This window comes from Paenibacillus uliginis N3/975 (assembly GCF_900177425.1).
In the GTDB taxonomy this organism is placed as follows: domain Bacteria; phylum Bacillota; class Bacilli; order Paenibacillales; family Paenibacillaceae; genus Paenibacillus_AQ; species Paenibacillus_AQ uliginis.
Map to the genome: position 1 here is coordinate 2,837,913 of NZ_LT840184.1, position 19,546 is coordinate 2,857,458.

Genomic DNA, 19,546 nt, shown 5'->3' on the forward strand with positions numbered 1-19,546 from the left:
TAACGTTTCGAGCGGTAAGGCCGATCAAGTCTCGCGGTTGCGGTATTCGGTCGGAGTCAGGCCTGTTCTTTTTTTGAACAGACGGCTGAAATATTTCTCGTCCTGATAGCCGGAGCGGAGCGCCACCTCATAGGTTTTGAGCGAGGTTCCTGCAAGGAGACGCTTCGCTTCGGCAAGCCGTATTTCGGTCAAGTAGTCGGACAGGTTGACGCCTTCGACCTGCTTGAACAGAAAGCTGAGGTAGACGGGAGACAAGTAGACTTCCTGTGCTGCTGTCTCCAGCGTGATGTTCTCCCGGAAATGCTCCTCGATGAAGCGCTTCGTCTTTTCCACGATCGCGTTTTTGCCGACTTTGCGCAAATCGAGGGTCCGCCGCAGAAGTCCTTCCAGATAGCGGCGCATCTCTTCAGTCAACTGCTCCAGCGTCGACGTCTCGAAGAAAAGCGTAATCTGCCCGGCGGGAAGCAGCTCGTCGAGCGCCAGCTTCGGGTGCATGGCCGCCAGAGAGTCGGCAGCTGCCACCATGTGCTGGAGGGCGATGGATTTGGTCACCTGCACGGGGTAGTCGCTGCTCTTCAAATGCCGGACAAAGTCGTCCAGCCAACATGCAAGCTGCTCGGGATTACCGATTTTGAGCGCAAGCTGAAGCGCTTCGTCAACCGGAGTGGAAGCCGGGAGCTTCAGATTCGGGGCGACGGCGTTTTCCCATTCCAGATCCTCGACGAACACGATCTCGTTCGGACCGGTATAGTATTTGTACTCCAGCGCCGTCCGGGCCGATTGATAGAGGCTTTTGCCCTCCGAATTGAGACTCATCCCATGCACGGATACCCCGATCATGACCATGTAGCGGAGCGCCTTGCGCAGATTGTCCGCCAGCCGGCGCAGATCGTCTCGAAACCGCGCCTTGTCTTCCAGCGTGACATTGGCCAGCAGAACGAAGCGGTTGTGCACGGGGCTAATCAAAAATTTGTCCGGCCATGACGCCAGCGTCTCCTTAGCAATATTCATCACGGCGAAGTTCATCAGTTGCTGATCCTCGTAGGAGTAGTTTTTCGGAAAGTCCGGATCTTCCTCCAGCTCGACGACCGCCAGATAAACGGGGCCAATCCGTAGGGGGATGTGCAGGAACTCGGTTTTCTCTGCAAACAGATCGTCGTTGAAGCTGGCTCCTTCCAGCAAGGAGGTAAGGAAACGGAAGCGGATCAGCGGCAGATGGTCCTTGAGTTGACTTTTGAGCTTCTGCTCCTCCTTCCATTGCTGCTTGATTGACAGGACAACATTCAGCAGCTGGTCGAGATCCGGCGGCTTCAGCAAATAATCAAGGGCGCCCAGCTTAAGCGCCTGCTGCGCGTAAGTGAACTCGTCGTGTCCGCTCAAGATGACCGATTTGACCGGCAGCTCCCGCGCATGGATTTCCTCCAGCAGCTCTAATCCGGTTTTGCCCGGCATCCGGCAATCCAGCAGCAGCAGATCGGGCTTATCTCGCTCGATTAGCTCCAGCGCTTCATCTCCGTTGTCGGCGGGCGGCAGCCATGTAAAACCGTGCTCCTCCCATGGAATGAGGGCCCGCAGGGCTTGGGGCACGATGGGCTCGTCGTCAATGACCATGATTTTCATAGAGCAACCTCCATTGGTTATCGTCGTATATGAGCGGAATGACCAGCATAACACGCGTGCCGTGGCCCGGTTCGCTCTCGATGCGTAGCGCGTATTCCGGCCCGAACATCATCGTCAGCCTTTCGTTGACGTTGCGGATGCCGTAGCCGGTGCCGCCGGCTTGGCCGTTGATCGCATCAGTCGCATGGTTTGTCCCGGCTTCACCGGACAGCAGCGAGCTTGCCAGCTCCGGGCTCATGCCGCAACCGTCGTCTTCGACGACGAATTCTACCCGCTGCCCGTCGAGCTTTCTCCCTTTGACTGAGAGCGTGCCGGGCCGTTCCCGTTTCGTATTGAAGGCGTGCAGGATGGCGTTTTCCGCCAGCGGCTGCAGCAGCAGCTTCATTGTATAAAAGGGAAATATGTCCGGGTCGATCTCGTAACGGGGTACGAACCGGTTCGGGAAGCGAGCATGCTGTATATGGATATAGGCCTTGACCTGGCTTAGTTCCTGCCGGATCGTATAGTAATCCTTGCCTTTGTTCAGGGAAAGGCGGAACAGCTCGGTTAGCGATTGCGTCACTTGGGCCGTATTATCGTCTCCGTTCATTTTGGAATTGAGAAAAATATAGTCCAGCGTATTGTACAGAAAGTGCGGTTCGATCTGGGTCTGAAGCGTCTTGAGCTCGATCATCTTTTGCTTTGTCTGACTGACGTATACTTTCTGGATGAGGCTGTTCGTTTCCATGACCATATCATTGTACTTTTGGGTAAGAAGACCAATCTCGTCACGCGAGGTGACCTCGACCTTCTGGTTGAAGTCGCCCCGTTTGAAGTTGTTCATTGAGCGCAGCAGCTTCTTGATCGGCCTTGTAATGCTGCGGGACAGGTATACCGAGCAGAGTCCGACGAGGGCGAGCAGCGATAACGACAGCGCCAGGGTCACATTTAGCATGATGCGGTGTTCGCTGCGGATGATTTCCAGCGGCGTGAGGCTCACGATGTTCCAATTATACGGTTCCACGACCGTGCTGGCGACGGAATAACGCTTCCCGTTGATATCGTAGATCTCCGAATGTGTCTTGAGAGAAAGCTGCCGCTTGAGCTTCAGGTCGTCCGTCAGCGTTTTTTTCAACTCGTTGTCTTGGCTCTTGCTCGATACGAGATTGTAGTTGTCATCAAAAATAAAGATGTTGGACGAACGAACAATCTCGATGTCCTGAATGATGTTGCCGATCGCGTCGCGGTTTACACCCATAAACAGCAAGCCGAGCTTGTTGTCCGGGTCATATAAATCGACGATCCGCCGTCCGATCATAATTTCATTGTAGCTGTGCCCGTACGTAAAGAGGGGGGTGCTGGAATATGCCCAGAACGCTTCGCCGTCCCGGGAAGCAACGGCGGTGTAAAGCGGCATCTCGATGAAGTCGGTATAAGGGATGACCTGCCGGTAAAATTCGCTGAAATCGCGGTATAAAAAGCCGTTTTGCCCGTAGATGACGAGGAAGCTGACGTATTTTTTGGCGGTTTTGAAATTGTCGAGATAAGCGAGCGCGGCAGCCTGCTCAACGTTGACCGGTCCGTTATAATCCTGGCTGAGCAGGCTTTGCAAGCTGACGTTGTTCATAATGTAGGAGGTGATGTCGCCGGCATCGTCCAGCATCAGCTTGATATTGTTGCCGATCAGGCGTACCGTCTGGGCTTGGTTTTGCTCCGTCTCCTTCTCCAGGGAGGAAGTGGCGGTGCGAAACGAAAAGAAGCCGAGTGTCAGCAGCGGAATGAGGACAAGCAGCACAAAGGAAACGAACAATTTGGTCTGCAGCTGTCTGAATACGAACATGGAATGCCTCCCAGCAGGCGGCGCTTGATAATCCGCATAGGAAATGAATGTTGAAAGCGTTTTATATTGTTACATTAGCAAACCCTTTCTCAACATTCAATACGGGGAAGGGCAATGGCAACCAGTTCATTGACGGAGTCCACCAAAACTTGAAATTGCCGCATTGTTGAGCTTCGGATTCGCGGGTAAGATGGGATTGTGCACAAGCAAGACAAGTCGAAACGGGAGGATGATGAAAGCATGCCTAGGGGGAAAAAAAGATTCGGGCTCGGCACGTTTGTTGTTGCGTTGTCCCTGCTGGTGAGCGGATGCGGTGCATCCGGAGGGAATACCGCGGGAGAAAACGGAGGCGGAAGCCAGCCGCCATCAACGGCCGCTAGCGGAGAGGCCATCGATTGGAGCACGGTCAAAGCAGACATCCGGTTCGTCTATCCGGGCACTTCGGAGGCGGAGAAAGAGCTGGCCGAACAGTTCAAGGCGAGAATGAAAGAGAAATATCCTAACGTCAATATTGAGTATATGTATCTGTCGTGGGCGGATATGGAGAAAAAGCTATCCGTCATGCTGAATTCGGGCGACGTCCCGGATCTCACTCAGACGCAGGACGTCACCAACTTGGTTCGGCTGAACGGCCTGGAAGACCTGACACCCTACTTCGAGCAAGAGGGCGAGCAGCTGAAGAAGGATGATTTTCTGCCGGGTACGATGGAATATGCCCAGGAGGACGGCAAGCTGTACGCTGTGCCGAACCTGGCTAACTCCTTCACGTTGATCGTCAATGAGCAGATGCTGAACGAAGCGGGCATGAAGCTGGAGGACTTGCAAACGTGGGAGGACGTAGAGAAAGCGGCCAAGGCGATGACGAAGGATGGCAAGTACGGCTTTGGTTATCCACTTGGAATAGCCCGGTTCTCTTTCCGCGTGCCGTTCACGGCCGCATACAGCAATGATCTGCTTCTGAGCGATACCTCTGATGAGAGCAAAAGCAAATACATGGAGACGCTGCAGCATTTTAAAAATCTGGAGCCTTATCAGCCGAAAGCGCATCTGACCTGGGGCTACCCGGAAATGTTCCGCGCCTACAGCAATGGCGAAGTTGGCATGATTGCGGCGGGAACGTTCTTTACGGCCAACGTATACAGCATCAACCCGGACATCGTCAATGTCTCCCGTACGATTGCGTATCCGAAGGGACCTTCGGGCACGGTGGCTAAAGCGCCGGTATCGAACGTCGGCATCGCGATGTTCAAGGACAGCAAAAACAAGGAGGTCGCCTGGAGATTGATCCAGGAATGGTCATCCCAGGAATTCAATAGCACGGCGGCATCCGTCGTCAACGTAACGGCGATTAAGAGCACGAGCCTGGACGAAATTATCAAAAAGTCGGAAAAAATTTATCCGAAAGCGATCGAGGGCCACAAGACAATGCTGAACGACTTCAGCAAGCTGCTGGATGAATCTGGCGTTCCGATGGACAAAATTCCGGGACAAAGCGAGATGGAAGTGGTCGTTCAGGAACAGATGGCCAAGCTGCTGAACGACAAAGTGACGGTTGAAGAGGCATATGCCGCCATTAAGGACGGCATCGACAAAATCAAGGCCAAACTGGAATAGGCCGGACTCCCGTGGAGCTGCATGCCGAACCATTGCGGCTCCACCTTATGTAATGGGACCGGAGAAGGAAAGGAAGCGGAAGTAATGTCCAACATACTGAGGCTAGATAAGCAGGATCCGCCGCATAGCCGGCAGCGGAGACGCGCTTCGGCGTTTTTTCGGGAGTTCGGCTTCGGGTATTTTTTGCTGGCGCCCGTCGTCCTTTATATTGTGGTGTTTCAATTTTATCCGCTTACCGAAACGATCCGTCTGAGCCTTTACGATTACTCGCTCATCTCTGGACGGGGCATGTCGTTCAACGGCTTCGGCAATTACAAGGAACTGCTCGTGAACGACGAAGCTTTCTGGCGCATTTTCTGGAACAGCATCATCTGGGTGCTCGGGTCCACCGCGCTGCAATTCGCAATTGCGATCCCAGCCGCAATAATATTGTTTAGTAAGATACGGTTCAGAGGGCTGTGGCGCGGATTGATGATGGTTCCATGGGTATCGCCCGTGGTCATTATCGGCATCGTCTGGAAGTGGATTTATGACGGTCATTACGGTTTATTCAACCATTATTTGAAGATGGTTCACCTTATTTCTGAAAATATCGTCTGGCTTGGAGACGAACAGCTCGTCTGGCCCGCGCTGCTGCTAACGTCGGCATGGAAAGGATTCCCCTATATTACGCTGATGATGCTGTCCGGGCTCACGGGCATCTCCCGGGAGATGATCGAGGCGGCGCATATGGATGGGGCTTCCGCGTGGCAGCGGTTTACCCGGATTACGCTGCCGATGCTGAAGCCGATCATGTACGTGACCGGTCTTGTCAGCATAGTCTCCTCCTGGACTAAATTCGAAATGATATGGGCGCTGACGAACGGTGGTCCGGGCTATGCGACCAGCATTTTGCCGACGTACTTATATACGAATTCATTCGTTTATTTCGATCTCGGCAAAGGCTCGGCAATCGCGACGCTGTCGATGGCGATGGTATTGATTCTGGTCGGCATTTATTCGCGTCTGTTCGGCCGAAACCAGGAATAGACGTCAGAGTAACGATATCATTCACGCTTGACGTGATATTCAAACGAGTCTTCGCCCAGCTTGCAAAAATCAAGCGGGCAACAACGTTGTATGATACGAGGTGCGACTTATGAAGGAGTCCTTTGCTCAAAAAACGGCGAATTATGTCTGGCTGGCGCTGTTGATGGTATTCACGCTGCTGCCGTTCGCCTGGCTGATCGTCACGACGCTGAAGCCGGATACAGAAATGTTCTCCACGGTGCCGACCTGGATCGTGGACAATTTGACCTGGGATCATTACCGCTGGGCGCTTGGCGATGCGGGCTTGCAGCTGCCCCGGCTGCTGCTCAACTCAATTATCGTGTGTGGCATTACCGCGTTGATTACGGGAGCCGTCGCCTGCATTAGCGGCTATGGTCTGGCTCGTTACAAGGTGCCCGGCGTCGGCCTGGTCGTAGCGCTGATCGTGCTGGCCCAGATGATTCAGGGACCGCTGATCATGATTCCGTGGTACAAAATGGCGGCAGCGTTCTCGCTGCTGAATACGAAAGCGATTTTAGTGATGATTTACGGGACACTGACGATACCGGTCGGGGTGTGGATTATGAGCGGGTTTTTCCGCACAATACCGTCCGAGCTGGAGGAAGCTGCGGCGATTGACGGCGCAGGCAAGTGGCGAACGCTGTTCACGGTCATTATTCCGCTAAGCTTGCCGGGACTGGTGTCGATCACGCTTTATGCATTCATTCTCGGCTGGAACGACTACCAGTACTCGCTCATTTTAACCAGCTCCATCGACGCGAAAACCGTTCAGGTCGGCATTGCCGAATTGATGGAAAGCATGGGCTCGACCAACTGGGGCGGATTGCTCGCAAGCGGGGTTATCGTAATTTTGCCGATTATCGTGATATTCGCGTTTATTCAGAAGTATTTGATCGAAGGAATGACTGCAGGGAGCGTAAAAGGTTGACAGGCGTTACAAGAAAAGGAGCTGAAAGATATGACAAAACCTCACGATTTCAAAGGAGTGTATACTGCGCTTATTACGCCGATGCACGAGGACGGAAGTATCGACCGTGAATCTTTGGCCCGTCTGGTCCGGCATTTGCAGGTCCAGGGGGTTAAAGGGTTTTATGTGGGCGGAAGCACCGGCGAGGGCTTCATCCTGAGTACGGAGGAGAGGCAGGAGGTGCTGGAGACGGTCGTCCGCGCGGCGGAGGAGGGCAAGTCAACGATCATCGCCCACGTCGGATCCATCGGTACGGAAGCTTCGATCGAGCTGGCGCGTCATGCCGAGCGGCAGGGCGTCGATGCGATGTCGGCAGTGGTGCCGTTTTATTACAAAACGACAGTAGAACAGATCAAGGAGCACTACAACGCGATTATGGCCGCCGTCCCGCTGCCGATGCTTATCTACCACTATCCGGGAGCGACAGGAGTCCAGCTGTCGATGGATTTCTACGAGGATATGGCGCGTCATCCCCAATGCATTGGTGTCAAATTCACCTCGCTCAACCTGTTCGAGATGCAGCAAATTCGCGCCCGCTGCGGAGACCGCTTTCTAATCTTCAACGGGCATGACGAGGTGTATGCGGCTGGCGCTCTCATGGGAGCCGACGGCGCTATAGGCAGCACGTATAATATGATGGCTCCGCTGTTCGTCCGGATGTTTCAAGAGGCAGAGCGGGGCGGCTGGTCGAGGCTTCCGGAACTGCAGGCCGAGAGCAACGAGGTGATTGCGCATATGGTGCAGTTCGATGTGATTCCTTACGAGAAGTATATATGTTATGCGCAGGGCATTATCCGGTCGCCCAGAGCAAGGCAGCCGCTAAAACAGCTGACGGACGCAGAGACAGCGGCGATCCGGACGTTTTATGAAGAGAGTGCTGTGTTGAAGGCATCTGCTTATCAAGGGTAACCCGCTCCTTTAGGAGATTTTCTGGAGCAATTGATCGACGAACGCAGTGCGGAATATTGATGTGTGTCATGACAGTGGCGGATCAGGAGTTCACGATTAATATAAAAAGAATCGAGAAGGCATCCCAGGCGGGAGTGCCTTCTTTGTTTTGCCCAATGAATCCCCAAACTGTTGTTGTTACTGCTAGTTTTAAGTAACGCTTTGTGATTTCCTCATTTTTCTCCATTAACTAAAAGAGTAATTTGGTGTGCCATATAATTAGGGCTGTAGGGCGTTCTTTCTTTCAGCCACCAAGTTACAATACCAAGCGTTGAAGAAGCGATCACTTCATTAAGGACATGGAAAGGCCGTCCCTTTATTTTTCTTTCCTCGCCCCACAGGGTGATGATATCCAATAGCATTCCAAACACCCGATCATGAAAAGCCTTATTCTCTAACATCACATGATACAAACCTGCATTTTGATAAAAATGTTCAAGAAATGAAGTAAGGGCGGGATAAGAGGGGGAATGAGAGGATGAATTCTTGATAGCATCAATCGTAATGGTCTGGTACATCTCATCAAGAATCTCTTCAATCATCTGCTCCATTAAGTCATCTATTCCGTCGTAATGCAAGTAAAACGTCGCTCGATTTAACTCTGCCCGGTCAGCAATACGTTGAACGGTTAGTTTGGTTTGATCCGAATCTTCTCGAATTAAAGAGATAAGGGCTTGTTTAAACATCTTTTTTGTCCGTTTAATTCGAGGATCGATTTTGATATCTTCTGAGCTCATCTTTTCCAGTCCTTTATCTATAATTTCATACATATTCGACATATGTTATAAATGATGTCGTTTAGTAGGCATATCACCGAAAGGTGTAATTTACGGCCATTATTTTATCGTGTTAGTATTCATTTTATCAACATTGCATCTGTTAAACAACAACGTGTCTATTATAAACGAAGGTGGATTGTTCATGAGTCAACGCATTCAAAATGAAGCAAAATCAAATAGGAGAGTTCTTTTATTTATATTGTTATCAGGTTCATTCTTATCTGTTCTGAATCAAACGATACTGACCGTTGCATTACCGGAATTTATGGGCGAATTTGATATTAATGCAACCACGGTACAATGGCTGACAACAGGGTATATGTTAGTGAATGGAATCTTGATACCGGTAACTGCCTATTTAATGAATAGATTCACGACCAGGCAGCTCTTCATCAGTTCCATGCTCTTCCTTCTGCTTGGAAGCATATTAGCAGCTTCTTCTCCTAATTTTACCTTATTATTAACCGGTCGATTGGTGCAAGCTTCAGGAGCCGGAATCATCATGCCTCTATTAATGGCTGTTATTTATGAAATTTTCCCTATCAATAACCGTGGATCCGCGATGGGAATGATCGGTCTTACGATGGCGTTCGCTCCTGCGATTGCACCTTCTTTGGCCGGTATAGTTATAGAACATGTATCTTGGCGCTGGTTGTTTATTGGCATGATCCCATTGCTCGGTATCGTAATCCTATTATCGTTCAAATACTTATTTAACGTATCAGAGACATCCAAACCCAAAGCGGACATTCCCGGAATTATATACTCCACCTTAGGATTTGGCGGTATCCTTTACGGTTTTAGCAACGCAAGTGGCAGCGGATGGGGAAATATCGTCGTTTTGTCTTGTTTGATCGGTGGGGGAGCCTTTCTTGTACTCTTCTGTACGCGTCAACTCAAATCGTCTAATCCTATGCTGGACTTACGCGTTTTTAGCAATAAAACTTACTTATTGACAACAATCATCAATACTTTGGTTACGATCATTATGTATGCGGATATAATTTTAGTTCCTCTATATTTGCAATCAAGCATGGGGTACACTGCGCTAGAATCAGGCTTACTGTTGCTGCCCGGAGCGCTATTGATGGCAGTTATGTCACCGATAACTGGCCGTTTATTCGATAAATTCGGACCGAGGATTCTCATGTTAACGGGGCTTGTTTTTGTCATTATAGCGGTATGGGGCGTAACGAATCTAAGCGTTACAACCAGCTACACTTATTTAATGATACGTACGATCGTTTTACGTCTCGGTTTATCTCTGTTAGTTATGCCTGTAACGACTGCAGGTCTCAATGCGCTGCCCCAAAAATGGACTGCTCATGGTTCTGCAGTTACGAATACGGTTCGTCAAGTGGCAGGCGCTATCGGAACAACGCTCGTGGTTACGGTGATGACGATCAGTTCCAGTCATCACCTAACAAAATTAATGCAGTCCGATCCGTCATTTTCACAAACCCAGCTCGCACAAGAGTCATCCATTCTTGGCACGAGCGATGCCTTTATTTATATTGTATTTGTGGGCATCATCGCATTTATCTTGACTTTGTTTATGCCGAAGCAAAAATCTGGCTCAAAGCAAGAAATCTCCAATTCGCAAAGTCCTTCTCGTGCTGACGCTTAAATATTCATTTCTTAGAAGTTGAGTTCGATCATAAAACAGCCTTGCCGTGCAAGGCTGTTTTGTGTGTTAATGTCACTCCAAAGGGGGACGATGGAAATTTCCGCTCTTTTTTATGCGGATTTTGCTTGCCAGTAACAGCAAATTCTTAAATCCTATCATAATAATGTCGATTTATTATTTCATGTAATATAATATCAAATAAAGTGTAGCGTATTCCAAGATTTGTATAGAGATAAGCGACGTCCAACATTAACGAAATGATATTAACTTTGCAACAATTACCGCCACGTGACGCAATGATTTGCTGATCGGCTCGGCTCCATCGAGAACTACTAGGCGCGCAGCAAGTAATTAACTACGGGGGGTACAGAGGGCGAGGCGCCGTTGATTGACGGCCCGGAATTCACGTTCTGGGGCGGCTTGGGCTGGTCCATTTTGTTCTTCGAGGGGAGTTTGGAAATCTGTAACCCTTATGGCGTGATGGTGAATTTCCACGATTCTAGCATAGTCGGATTCGACGATCTTTCCAATGCAGAAGAGATGTTCGAGGAGAGTGATTGTCCATGAAGGAGCACTAGAGAGGACACCAAACAATCAATGCCGAAAATGAATTTCATAAGGCGCTGAAGTATTTGGATTTTGGCAAGTTGGAACTGTGATTTACAATTAGCCGTATTCCGGATCAGAAAGCGCATTACAGCGCATGACGCATGAACTTCTTCATCACGATAAGGTTGTAGCGGTTTTTGCAGGATCAATTCGACAATGCGCTGCCGTCAGAATATATGAAGGTAAGCGCGAAAATGAATTTATATCGGAGTATAAAGGAGCATTAGATAAACATGGATTTCACTCTCGAAACGATTCTGGACAAAATGAAACAGGAGATCGATAAATGGATTGCCTATATTAGCGATAAGGACGCGGAACGAATCGTGAAACGAACTTCGCTGCAGGTGGGCATTCACGATCACGCGCTGCTCGAATATACCAAAGGCAAAGTGAACGTGAGCGATAAGGAGCTCAACTTTACGATGCCGGGAGGCAAGACCAGGCACGGCGAGTCGCTGACCGAGGAAAAAGTGCGAGAGTGGATCGTCCCTGAGCTTTCTTCTTATGTGCGGCATAAATTGGACGAGCTGCCGCGCTCGTTAATTGATTATCAATTTACATTTAACGGAAAGTTTCGGGCGCGAGAAGGCAGTGTCAACGTTCGTATTCTCGAATATGTCGATGAGACGAAGAAAAAACAATTGCAGGAACGAATCTCCATCTATATTGTGAATAAGCTCGAACCGGGAATATATCCGACCAAACCCTTGGAGACGTTTTTCCTCTCCAGGCACCTGTTGGACGAGCGGTTGTTTCCTGATTTGGATGCCGACCGGATCATTTCCATTTTCGAGAACATTCAACAAGTGAATAAAGGGAACAAACATCTTGTAGAGCATCGTTCTTATCTAATTAGCGCATTGCGGAATTGGGCGGAGAATCAGTGGTTGCCACGTTATTTCGATAATATTGGGACACAGTGGCAGAGAGAATATAAGAAAAAGTGTGACGCCCGGCTGGAAGATACCGAGCAAGGTCCGATCGAACTGGTCATCTATGCCGCGATGTTGATTCTGAAATACGAGCCCTCCCACAGCAGAAGCACGGGATTGGCTATTTTGAATTGCGCTATCGAGTTGGGAAGCGCCCGGGCAAAACGTTTGACGAAGGAAGGCAGCGGAACGTTCGCCAAGGAAGACGTCAGCTTGAAGGACGAACTGGCGGAATGCGCAGCCAACGATGTTTTTGCCGAGGCGACCATAGCCATTAAGCAGGAAACGGAGGAGAGCTACGCGCGTGCACTCCGGTTTCTGACTCGCCTATTAGGCATAGGCTTCCCCAAAAGCTACCAAATCAAGCTGAAATCCGGCGTCAAGCAGTGGCTGCCTATCAAAGGGTTGGCCAAGTCGGGCACGCATCGCTTCTTCGCCAACGCTCTGGAATATCCGAATTTGCATCCCTTACTGGAGGAGTACGCCCGGGCGGCGATGGAACCGTTCGAATGGTATGAGGATACGGATGGGGAAAAAAATTGCATGCCGGGTAGTTATGCGATCTTCGGCCTCGGATTGGCGGATCGTGCTTATTTTCCGTTAGTAGAAGAATATATGGGGAAGGTTGACGAAGAACACCAAACCGTTCAGAACGACTTCACGGTTGCTTTGGCCGAGCGGCATGGCGTTAGCGCGGAGACAATTCCAACGCTGGTGAAGTGCATGCTGTATTGCACGGATTCGATGAAGCTGAAGATCAAATCCGATATGGAAGACGATAGGCATCTTAGGCTGCTGCTCGATCAGGTTCGCGGCCTTCAGTACTACGAGGTGGAGCATATCGTTTATTTGATCTGGGGAGAAACGGACAAGTTGAAGAAGATAGCCGCAAAAGCCGAAGGGGATCGGGGTCAATGGCTCTCCGAGTTGGCACAGGCAGCCAGCCGCGGCTAACCTTGGCGATCACCGTTCGAAGATCCGACGGAGACAAGAGGGAAAAACATTTCCAGATGGATAGTGTGTCGAAGAATAGTCGCTAAATTGGCGGCTTTTTTGTTTTACCGATATAAGTTCTTGGCCTAACCCAATGACAAGGAACTTATATCGTTAACCGAAATGGACAATAGCAAAATAAATTCGCTGTCATGCGCTCACTGTTGGGAGGATGGGCGGCAAGGACTCTTCAAAAATTAAACGTGGGCACTTTAATATACTATGAATACTTTGAGCTAATTAACTTAACAATATTCTTGAACTGCAATGAAGCCATCCAAAGCCAGAACCCGACTGAAATATTCATGTAATGGAAATTAAGCAAAAAACACTAGGAGGTTATATGAATGCAATTCCAACAGCCACAAAATCACCAAAACATTGAAACAGGTATGGTTCCACCACAAATGAACCATGGCGGTCATGAAATGTTTGATGTCCACGAAGTATTGGCAGGATCAATCAATACAATGAATACTTATACCATGCTGAGTGGGCACGTACAGGATCCAGAGCTTCGGGATATCTTGCAACGCCAGAAGCAATTTATGGCTGATGAATATAATATCACCTTAGAATGTTTTAAATCAGGACAAGATCCTTCAAAACCGACGCAAAGCTATAAAATGAAACAGCGAAATGACTTTACTTTCGGAATGAAACCAAGTCAACCGAAAAAACCAATGCAGTCTACTGCCGAGATAAACGATGAAACCATTGCGCTCAGCATGTTAAGTGCAGTTAAATCGGGTTCTACAATGAAAACAAATGCTGCTATGGAATCAACGAATCCGGTAGTACGTCGTGTGCTTGCTGATTCCCTTCCCAATTGTATTGAAATGGCTTATGAGATCTCGCTTTACCAAAACAAACATGGCTACTATCAAGTACCACAGCTTTCCCAGCAGGACATGCAGCAAATGCAAAATGGTTACGCCCTTGCTCCCGTGCAGCCGCAAATGTCTGGTAAACTGTCTCCTCACTAAAAATCAAAGCGCCGGCTTCTGAAGCCATATTCATTCGATTAACCAGTCCATCAAAGGGCTGGTTTTTTCGGTTGTCGGAAGACAAGAATATTTTCTCATCCAAGGCCTTAATCCTTGCAAGAAGCTGGGTTAAGGCCTTGGTTTTTGTGTGTTCCGAGAGCCTTGTGGACGAATTTCTCACTTTTTTACCAACTTTAAATAGTTTATAATTATTAGATAATAGTAGATATTTTAATCTATATATATCTATAATAGACTATAATATGGTGATAATTGACACAGAAAAGGTGTGTTTCTAGGTGACGCCTTGCTTATTAATCATCTAAGCAGGAGCGCCTACTCTTTTTTTTCAAATATACGGGATAAGGAAGGTTATCATGAGCAACATACAGAAAAAAACAGATGTTATCTTAATTGGTGCCGGAGTGATGAGCGCGACTTTGGGATCATTACTGAAAGAATTAGCACCTGAATGGGAAATCAAAGTGTTTGAGAAACTCGAAAAAGCAGGAGAAGAAAGCTCTAACGAATGGAATAATGCGGGCACGGGTCATGCTGCCCTGTGTGAGCTTAACTATACATCCGAAAAATCTGACGGATCTGTAGATATTAGCAAAGCTATAAAAATTAATGAACAGTTTCAGCTTTCAAGACAGTTTTGGTCTTATCTTGTAAACAGCAATCTGATTCGTAATCCGCAGGACTTTATCATGCCAATACCTCATATGAGTTTAGTACAAGGGGAAGAAAATGTAACATTTTTGAAAAAACGTTTTGAAGCGCTGTCAAACAATCCTCTGTTTCAAGGGATGGAATATTCCGATGAATCTGAAAAACTGAAGGAATGGATTCCGTTAATCATGGAGGGCCGTACATCGAATGAACCGATAGCGGCAACAAAAATCGATTCTGGCACGGACGTCAACTTTGGCGCTTTAACGCGCATGCTGTTTGACCACTTAGAGAGTAATAACGTTGAGATACACTACAAGCAAAGTGTTAAGAATATTAAACGTACTAGCGACGGCACGTGGGAAGTGAAAGTGCATGATATCGATAGCGGTAAAATAGAGTACCATACTGCAAAATTCGTCTTTATCGGCGGTGGGGGCGGAAGTCTACCTTTACTACAAAAAACCGGTATTCCTGAGTCAAAACATATTGGAGGGTTCCCGGTAAGCGGGCTATTTTTGGTATGTAACAATCCGGAAGTTGTAGCACAGCATCATGCAAAAGTATACGGTAAAGCTAAGGTTGGTGCTCCTCCAATGTCTGTTCCGCATCTGGATACAAGATATATCGACAACAAAAAAGCATTGTTGTTTGGACCGTTTGCCGGCTTCTCACCAAAGTTCTTAAAAACGGGTTCCTATTTTGATTTGATAGGTTCCGTAAAACCGAATAATGTCTTAACTATGTTGGCCGCAGGTGTAAAAGAGATGGCATTGACAAAATACCTGATCCAACAAGTGTTGTTATCGAATGAAAAGCGTATGGAAGAATTACGCGAGTTTATTCCGAACGCTAAAAGCGAGGACTGGGAAATAGTAGTAGCGGGCCAACGTGTGCAAGTTATCAAAGATACGGATGCCGGTAAAGGAACACTTCAATTTGGTACGGAAGTTGTTAGTGCCGCTGATGGCTCGGTAGCTGCATTGCTCGGTGCTTCTCCGGGTGCTTCTACTGCCGTTCACGTTATGCTTGAGGTATTAGAAAAATGTTTCCCGCAACATATGAAAGAATGGGAACCGAAAATAAAAGAAATGATTCCTTCTTATGGCGTGTCACTAGTGGAAAACCCAGAGCTTTTCCAAGAAATTCATACATCAACAGCGCAGACGCTTAGTCTAAGCGAAAAAGAACTGGTCTATAGTTAATTTTTTGGATGAAAGTATGATAAAGAGGTTGAAAAGGTAATGATTGAAGGTTTTTTTCATTAAACCTATCGAAGGACAAGAACATACATGCATAAGAAGTCGCCAAAATGGCGGCTTTTTTGATTTAACGATACAAGTTCAATGGTGGTCCTTAAAACTATTTTGATAGATTCGAACTGGAACAAAATGAGACATTTACTCTCATTGGAAATCAGACTGGGAAGCAGGAAAAGGGAAAAATGGTTAATACAGCAAAAAAGGAGGATTAGTTGATGAGTATGAGGAAATTAATAACTCAGTAGAAATAAGAATTAAACAACAATTGATTTCAATAGTTGAAAATATCGGTTTGATATTCTTGTGAATAACGCTGGAATTGGTCAAATTTTAACCTTGGAAGAGACGACGGAAGAATCTTTTAACGAAGTCATGAACATAAATGTCAAAGCACCGCTTTTTGTTATCCAGCAAGCTTTGCCGCGTCTGAAAGATGAAGGCCGTATCATAAATATCTCTTCGTTTGTTACACGCGTGGCCTCTCCTAGTGTTTTCGCCTACAGCATGTCGAAGGGTGCAGTCGATACACTTACGCACGTATTAGCTCAGCAACTTGGGAGCCGTAATATTACGGTGAACGCCATCCAGCCTTGCATTATTAATACAGAGATGAATGCAGGGACGTTGCAAGATCCCAATGGACAGAAATATGCCGCTGGTCTTTCAACCTTCGACAGGTGGGGAGAGCCTGAAGATGAGGCTGATATTGCCGCCTTTCTTGCCTCATCGGACAGCCGTTGGGTAACCGGTCAATTGATTGATGCAAGTGGCGGATCTCATCTGTAATTTTACGGGTTCAGAAACCCGGCTGAAGAGCTAGGCTTTTGAACCTAGTTCATATACTTCACTTATAGCGAAAGAAGCCAAGAGTCGGATTTATCAAGAAAGGGAATGATTATGCGAGTAATTACTTTATGCGGTTCTACAAAATTCAAAGACCAATTCGAACAAGCAAATGCATTTCTCACACTTCAAGGTAACATCGTTATTAGCGTTGCCTTCTTTGAGCAAAGCGAAGGTTTTGAAATAACTGAAGAACAAGCTGATCTACTTGGTAACCTGCATTTTAGAAAGATTGATATTTCTGATGAAATATTTGTAATTGATGTTGGAGGTTACATAGGGAACAGCACAAAAAAAGAGATCAAGTATGCTGAAGAGAAGGGAAAGGCAATCCGCTACTATTCTAATGGTGGGATTCCTTCAAAAGTATTCAACTAAGCTCAAAAAGACCATCTGAATGTCTGTTGTATATCAAAATCAGCATTTGGGTTACTCGGTGGTGAGATCGATCGTTCATTTTCAAAATGGGAAGCAAACAGATCGCTTTACGAAGTACTTCATTACCTCTTTAAATCAACTACTACAATATAGGAAATGAAAAACACTGTAATCTTTAAAGATACAGTGTTTTTCATTTTAATGATTTAAAGATTAATTCTCCAAGTTATATAATTTGGAGCTTTTTTTGCACATAAATCAATTAATTCAATTGAATTAATCAAATGAATGAATTATACTTGCAATGTAACAGGTTCATTCATGACATCTATTGGAGAGGAGCCATTCTCATGTATACGGTTGGATGATGACAAAAGGCAACGATCAGCGATGAACTCTGGAAAGAAATAAACGTTAGGAGGAGAAAGAGGTATGAACAATCAAGATACTAGAATCCCTACCTACTCACTTGCGGAAAGAGATCGTAGATGGAACATTGCAAATCAGCTAATGGAAGAAGAGCATGTGGATGTATTGATTGTGTATGGAGATCGAGAAGGTGCGTTCCCTGCTGTATTTAACCCGGACACCTACTTTACGAATGAGCGTCCAGGTTCTATTGTCATTTTCCCTAAGAATGAAGAGCCGATCTCTGTTGTCTTTTTAGCCACTGCTGTGGAAGATCATATTCAAGCTGGATATACGAATACGCAAGGCTGGATACGCCCGGAAAATATGTATGTCGGAAAAATGGGTGCGCACATCGTCAAGATTATGGAAGAGAGAGGACTTACAAATAAAGCATTTGGTGTGATTGGCTTAGAGCCTTATCCTCCCTATTACTTTGATGGAGCCATGCCCTATAATACTTGGCAAACGATCCTAAAGGGATTACCGAATGCGACCTTTAAGCCTGTGGGACACAAATTTTTCGCACTGTCTTCTGTGAAAAGTCAGGAGGAGATCGAGGTATTAAAATGGTCTGCGAACGTTGGGGAAAAAATGTGCCAGGCGATGCTTGAGGCAACGAAGCCAGGCGTGAGAGAAAATGAGATCTATGCGGCAGGGATGAATGCTTGTGCGACCCATGTCGGGTTCACGACAACGATATTAATGGGATCAGGACCAGAGTTCGTAGGATGGGGACTGCCCGCATGGACATATCGACCAGAGGAGCCGCGGGTGATCCAAGAAGGAGATATTATTTTGGCCGAGGTATTTTCATCATTCGGAATGCTAGAGACGCAGCATCAGCCTTCAATCGCTGTGGGAGCTGTGCATCCGGATTTTGAGCGGGCGGCAGCGGCAGCGAGACAATCGTATGAGAACGGAGTAAAAGAGCTGCGGCATGGGGCTACCTTCGGAGACGTGGTCAAAGCGATGAATGAGCCGATGCGTGAAGCAGGAGGCTGGCACGTTCATCCGCTTATTCATTCCATCAGTCCATTTGGTCTTATTGGGGTTGGTGATGAGATTGCACGGTTGCCTGAGGCGAGAGAGTACGGGAAAGTGCTGCCGATCCCATCCATAGGGTTAGAGACCGAACTCAAGACAGGAATGGTGTTTGCATTTGAGCCGAATTGTGCGATTGGTAAGAAGGTCATTAATCTTGGCGGAACGGTGATCGTGGGTGAAGCTGGGGGAATTGAACTAAATAAAAATTCTACTCAGCTGATGAGGGCAACTTGGTAAAATAGCAAAAGGGTACGTAGTGAAGAGTGTTTATGTCTTCGTTACGTACCCTCTTTTTAATGAGAATAGCCGCTGCATGTACGAATCGACATTTCGCCAAGCTCCTTTGCGATCAAAGCAACGTGTGCTTCATCCAAGTCTTGAATCCCTTGGCGTCTGAAATAGGTTTCCTTCGCTACAGAGAACGCAACCGATTGTCCAACAATGGCATGTGCGATTAATATCGTTTTTGGATCTTTTGCGTCTAGATCCATTAATTTACCCACCAAGACGGCAATCATCTGATGTAGTGGCTGGAAGAATTGTTCATACAAAATGTCATAAGCCTCTGTAGGCTGCAGCTGCTCTCTTGCGATAAATACACTTCTTGCATTGGCTTCATGATTGCCAATCATCGTCTTGGAAAATTGCGTCATGACTTTTTTAAGAGCTTCTGCGGCTTCTTCTTTTGACCGTTTCTCAATCTCTTCTGTCTCAATTAGAGCCTGCTTCAAAAAATCATCTTGAACGGCTGCTGTCAAGCGACGGGCAACCGCTAAGTACAATCCTTTTTTTCCACCGAAATAATACGGAATCGCCGATTGGTTCACACCAGCTTCATCTGCAAGGGTCCGCGTACGTACGCCTTCATAGCCATGTAATCCAAAGATCCGTAGCCCTGCTTCTAATAAACGAGTTTGGGTAGAGTCTTCATTTCCTTTATTCATATCACTGCTTAGGTTTGTATTCAATGTCCAATCCTCCATACTGTT

General features: G+C 47.3%; 14 protein-coding genes and 1 pseudogene. 11 read left to right on the plus strand and 4 right to left on the minus strand.

Annotated elements, in window-relative coordinates; translation table 11 throughout:
• Positions 1 to 24 precede the first annotated feature (24 nt).
• Both B9N86_RS13395 and B9N86_RS13400 read right to left on the minus strand, forming a co-directional pair.
• Positions 25 to 1,620 (minus strand): response regulator, encoded by a 1,596-nt coding sequence (locus tag B9N86_RS13395; protein WP_208919717.1) that lies wholly within the window; start codon positions 1,618 to 1,620, stop codon positions 25 to 27.
• Positions 1,601 to 3,439 (minus strand): sensor histidine kinase, encoded by a 1,839-nt coding sequence (locus B9N86_RS13400; protein ID WP_208919718.1) that lies wholly within the window; start codon positions 3,437 to 3,439, stop codon positions 1,601 to 1,603. The genes B9N86_RS13395 and B9N86_RS13400 overlap by 20 nt, the downstream gene beginning before the upstream one ends.
• A gap of 240 nt (positions 3,440 to 3,679) precedes the next feature.
• On the opposite strand from B9N86_RS13400, the gene B9N86_RS13405 reads away from it, so the two are divergent.
• The 4 genes from B9N86_RS13405 to B9N86_RS13425 all read left to right on the plus strand — a co-directional run bounded on the left by B9N86_RS13405 (position 3,680) and on the right by B9N86_RS13425 (position 7,979).
• Positions 3,680 to 5,053 carry an ABC transporter substrate-binding protein gene (locus tag B9N86_RS13405; protein WP_208919719.1) on the plus strand — a complete coding sequence of 458 codons (1,374 nt, stop codon included), beginning with the start codon at positions 3,680 to 3,682 and terminating at the stop codon, positions 5,051 to 5,053.
• Between the two features lie 84 nt (positions 5,054 to 5,137).
• A complete protein-coding gene (locus B9N86_RS13410; RefSeq protein ID WP_208919720.1) occupies positions 5,138 to 6,082 on the plus strand; it encodes a carbohydrate ABC transporter permease in 945 nt (314 codons plus the stop codon).
• Positions 6,083 to 6,191: 109 nt separating this feature from the next.
• Complete coding sequence (locus tag B9N86_RS13420) at positions 6,192 to 7,031, plus strand: carbohydrate ABC transporter permease (protein WP_210190671.1); 840 nt, start codon at positions 6,192 to 6,194, stop codon at positions 7,029 to 7,031.
• A 30-nt stretch (positions 7,032 to 7,061) separates the two neighbouring features.
• The gene (locus tag B9N86_RS13425) at positions 7,062 to 7,979 is read left to right on the plus strand and encodes an N-acetylneuraminate lyase (RefSeq protein ID WP_208919723.1); all 918 of its coding nucleotides are present in this window, start codon (positions 7,062 to 7,064) and stop codon (positions 7,977 to 7,979) included.
• Between the two features lie 212 nt (positions 7,980 to 8,191).
• On the opposite strand, the gene B9N86_RS13430 is transcribed toward B9N86_RS13425, so the two are convergent.
• Entirely contained in the window at positions 8,192 to 8,755 is a 564-nt protein-coding gene (locus tag B9N86_RS13430) for a TetR/AcrR family transcriptional regulator (RefSeq protein WP_208920355.1), read from the minus strand.
• Positions 8,756 to 8,939: 184 nt separating this feature from the next.
• On the opposite strand from B9N86_RS13430, the gene B9N86_RS13435 reads away from it, so the two are divergent.
• From B9N86_RS13435 to B9N86_RS13465, 7 genes and pseudogenes are all read left to right on the plus strand, one after another.
• Complete coding sequence (locus B9N86_RS13435) at positions 8,940 to 10,424, plus strand: DHA2 family efflux MFS transporter permease subunit (RefSeq protein ID WP_208919724.1); 1,485 nt, start codon at positions 8,940 to 8,942, stop codon at positions 10,422 to 10,424.
• 842 nt (positions 10,425 to 11,266) lie between these two features.
• The gene (locus B9N86_RS13440; protein WP_208919725.1) at positions 11,267 to 12,922 is read left to right on the plus strand and encodes a DUF6138 family protein; all 1,656 of its coding nucleotides are present in this window, start codon (positions 11,267 to 11,269) and stop codon (positions 12,920 to 12,922) included.
• A gap of 386 nt (positions 12,923 to 13,308) precedes the next feature.
• A complete protein-coding gene (locus B9N86_RS13445) occupies positions 13,309 to 13,947 on the plus strand; it encodes a spore coat protein (RefSeq protein WP_208919726.1) in 639 nt (212 codons plus the stop codon).
• A 377-nt stretch (positions 13,948 to 14,324) separates the two neighbouring features.
• Positions 14,325 to 15,824, plus strand: coding sequence for a malate:quinone oxidoreductase (locus B9N86_RS13450; RefSeq protein ID WP_208919727.1), 1,500 nt, complete (start codon positions 14,325 to 14,327; stop codon positions 15,822 to 15,824).
• A 345-nt stretch (positions 15,825 to 16,169) separates the two neighbouring features.
• Positions 16,170 to 16,667: pseudogene (locus B9N86_RS13455) on the plus strand (SDR family oxidoreductase); the annotation flags it as partial.
• A 111-nt stretch (positions 16,668 to 16,778) separates the two neighbouring features.
• The gene (locus tag B9N86_RS13460) at positions 16,779 to 17,102 is read left to right on the plus strand and encodes a hypothetical protein (RefSeq protein WP_208919728.1); all 324 of its coding nucleotides are present in this window, start codon (positions 16,779 to 16,781) and stop codon (positions 17,100 to 17,102) included.
• A 432-nt stretch (positions 17,103 to 17,534) separates the two neighbouring features.
• On the plus strand, positions 17,535 to 18,794 hold the full coding sequence (locus tag B9N86_RS13465) for a M24 family metallopeptidase (RefSeq protein ID WP_208919729.1): 1,260 nt from the start codon (positions 17,535 to 17,537) through the stop codon (positions 18,792 to 18,794).
• 56 nt (positions 18,795 to 18,850) lie between these two features.
• Here B9N86_RS13465 and B9N86_RS13470 read toward each other — a convergent pair whose 3' ends face one another.
• Positions 18,851 to 19,525 (minus strand): CerR family C-terminal domain-containing protein, encoded by a 675-nt coding sequence (locus B9N86_RS13470; protein WP_208919730.1) that lies wholly within the window; start codon positions 19,523 to 19,525, stop codon positions 18,851 to 18,853.
• Between the last annotated feature and the right edge of the window lie 21 nt (positions 19,526 to 19,546).

What these genes read in the sequence shown, in the direction of transcription:
- B9N86_RS13425 (WP_208919723.1), top strand. Translation starts at nt 7,062, where the DNA reads ATGACAAAACCTCACGATTTCAAAGGAGTGTATACTGCGCTTATTACG.
- B9N86_RS13465 (WP_208919729.1), top strand. Translation starts at nt 17,535, where the DNA reads ATGAACAATCAAGATACTAGAATCCCTACCTACTCACTTGCGGAAAGA.
- B9N86_RS13395 (WP_208919717.1), bottom strand. Translation starts at nt 1,620, where the DNA reads ATGAAAATCATGGTCATTGACGACGAGCCCATCGTGCCCCAAGCCCTG.
- B9N86_RS13440 (WP_208919725.1), top strand. Translation starts at nt 11,267, where the DNA reads ATGGATTTCACTCTCGAAACGATTCTGGACAAAATGAAACAGGAGATC.
- B9N86_RS13420 (WP_210190671.1), top strand. Translation starts at nt 6,192, where the DNA reads ATGAAGGAGTCCTTTGCTCAAAAAACGGCGAATTATGTCTGGCTGGCG.
- B9N86_RS13445 (WP_208919726.1), top strand. Translation starts at nt 13,309, where the DNA reads ATGCAATTCCAACAGCCACAAAATCACCAAAACATTGAAACAGGTATG.
- B9N86_RS13435 (WP_208919724.1), top strand. Translation starts at nt 8,940, where the DNA reads ATGAGTCAACGCATTCAAAATGAAGCAAAATCAAATAGGAGAGTTCTT.
- B9N86_RS13410 (WP_208919720.1), top strand. Translation starts at nt 5,138, where the DNA reads ATGTCCAACATACTGAGGCTAGATAAGCAGGATCCGCCGCATAGCCGG.
- B9N86_RS13460 (WP_208919728.1), top strand. Translation starts at nt 16,779, where the DNA reads ATGCGAGTAATTACTTTATGCGGTTCTACAAAATTCAAAGACCAATTC.
- B9N86_RS13405 (WP_208919719.1), top strand. Translation starts at nt 3,680, where the DNA reads ATGCCTAGGGGGAAAAAAAGATTCGGGCTCGGCACGTTTGTTGTTGCG.
- B9N86_RS13400 (WP_208919718.1), bottom strand. Translation starts at nt 3,439, where the DNA reads ATGTTCGTATTCAGACAGCTGCAGACCAAATTGTTCGTTTCCTTTGTG.
- B9N86_RS13450 (WP_208919727.1), top strand. Translation starts at nt 14,325, where the DNA reads ATGAGCAACATACAGAAAAAAACAGATGTTATCTTAATTGGTGCCGGA.
- B9N86_RS13430 (WP_208920355.1), bottom strand. Translation starts at nt 8,755, where the DNA reads ATGAGCTCAGAAGATATCAAAATCGATCCTCGAATTAAACGGACAAAA.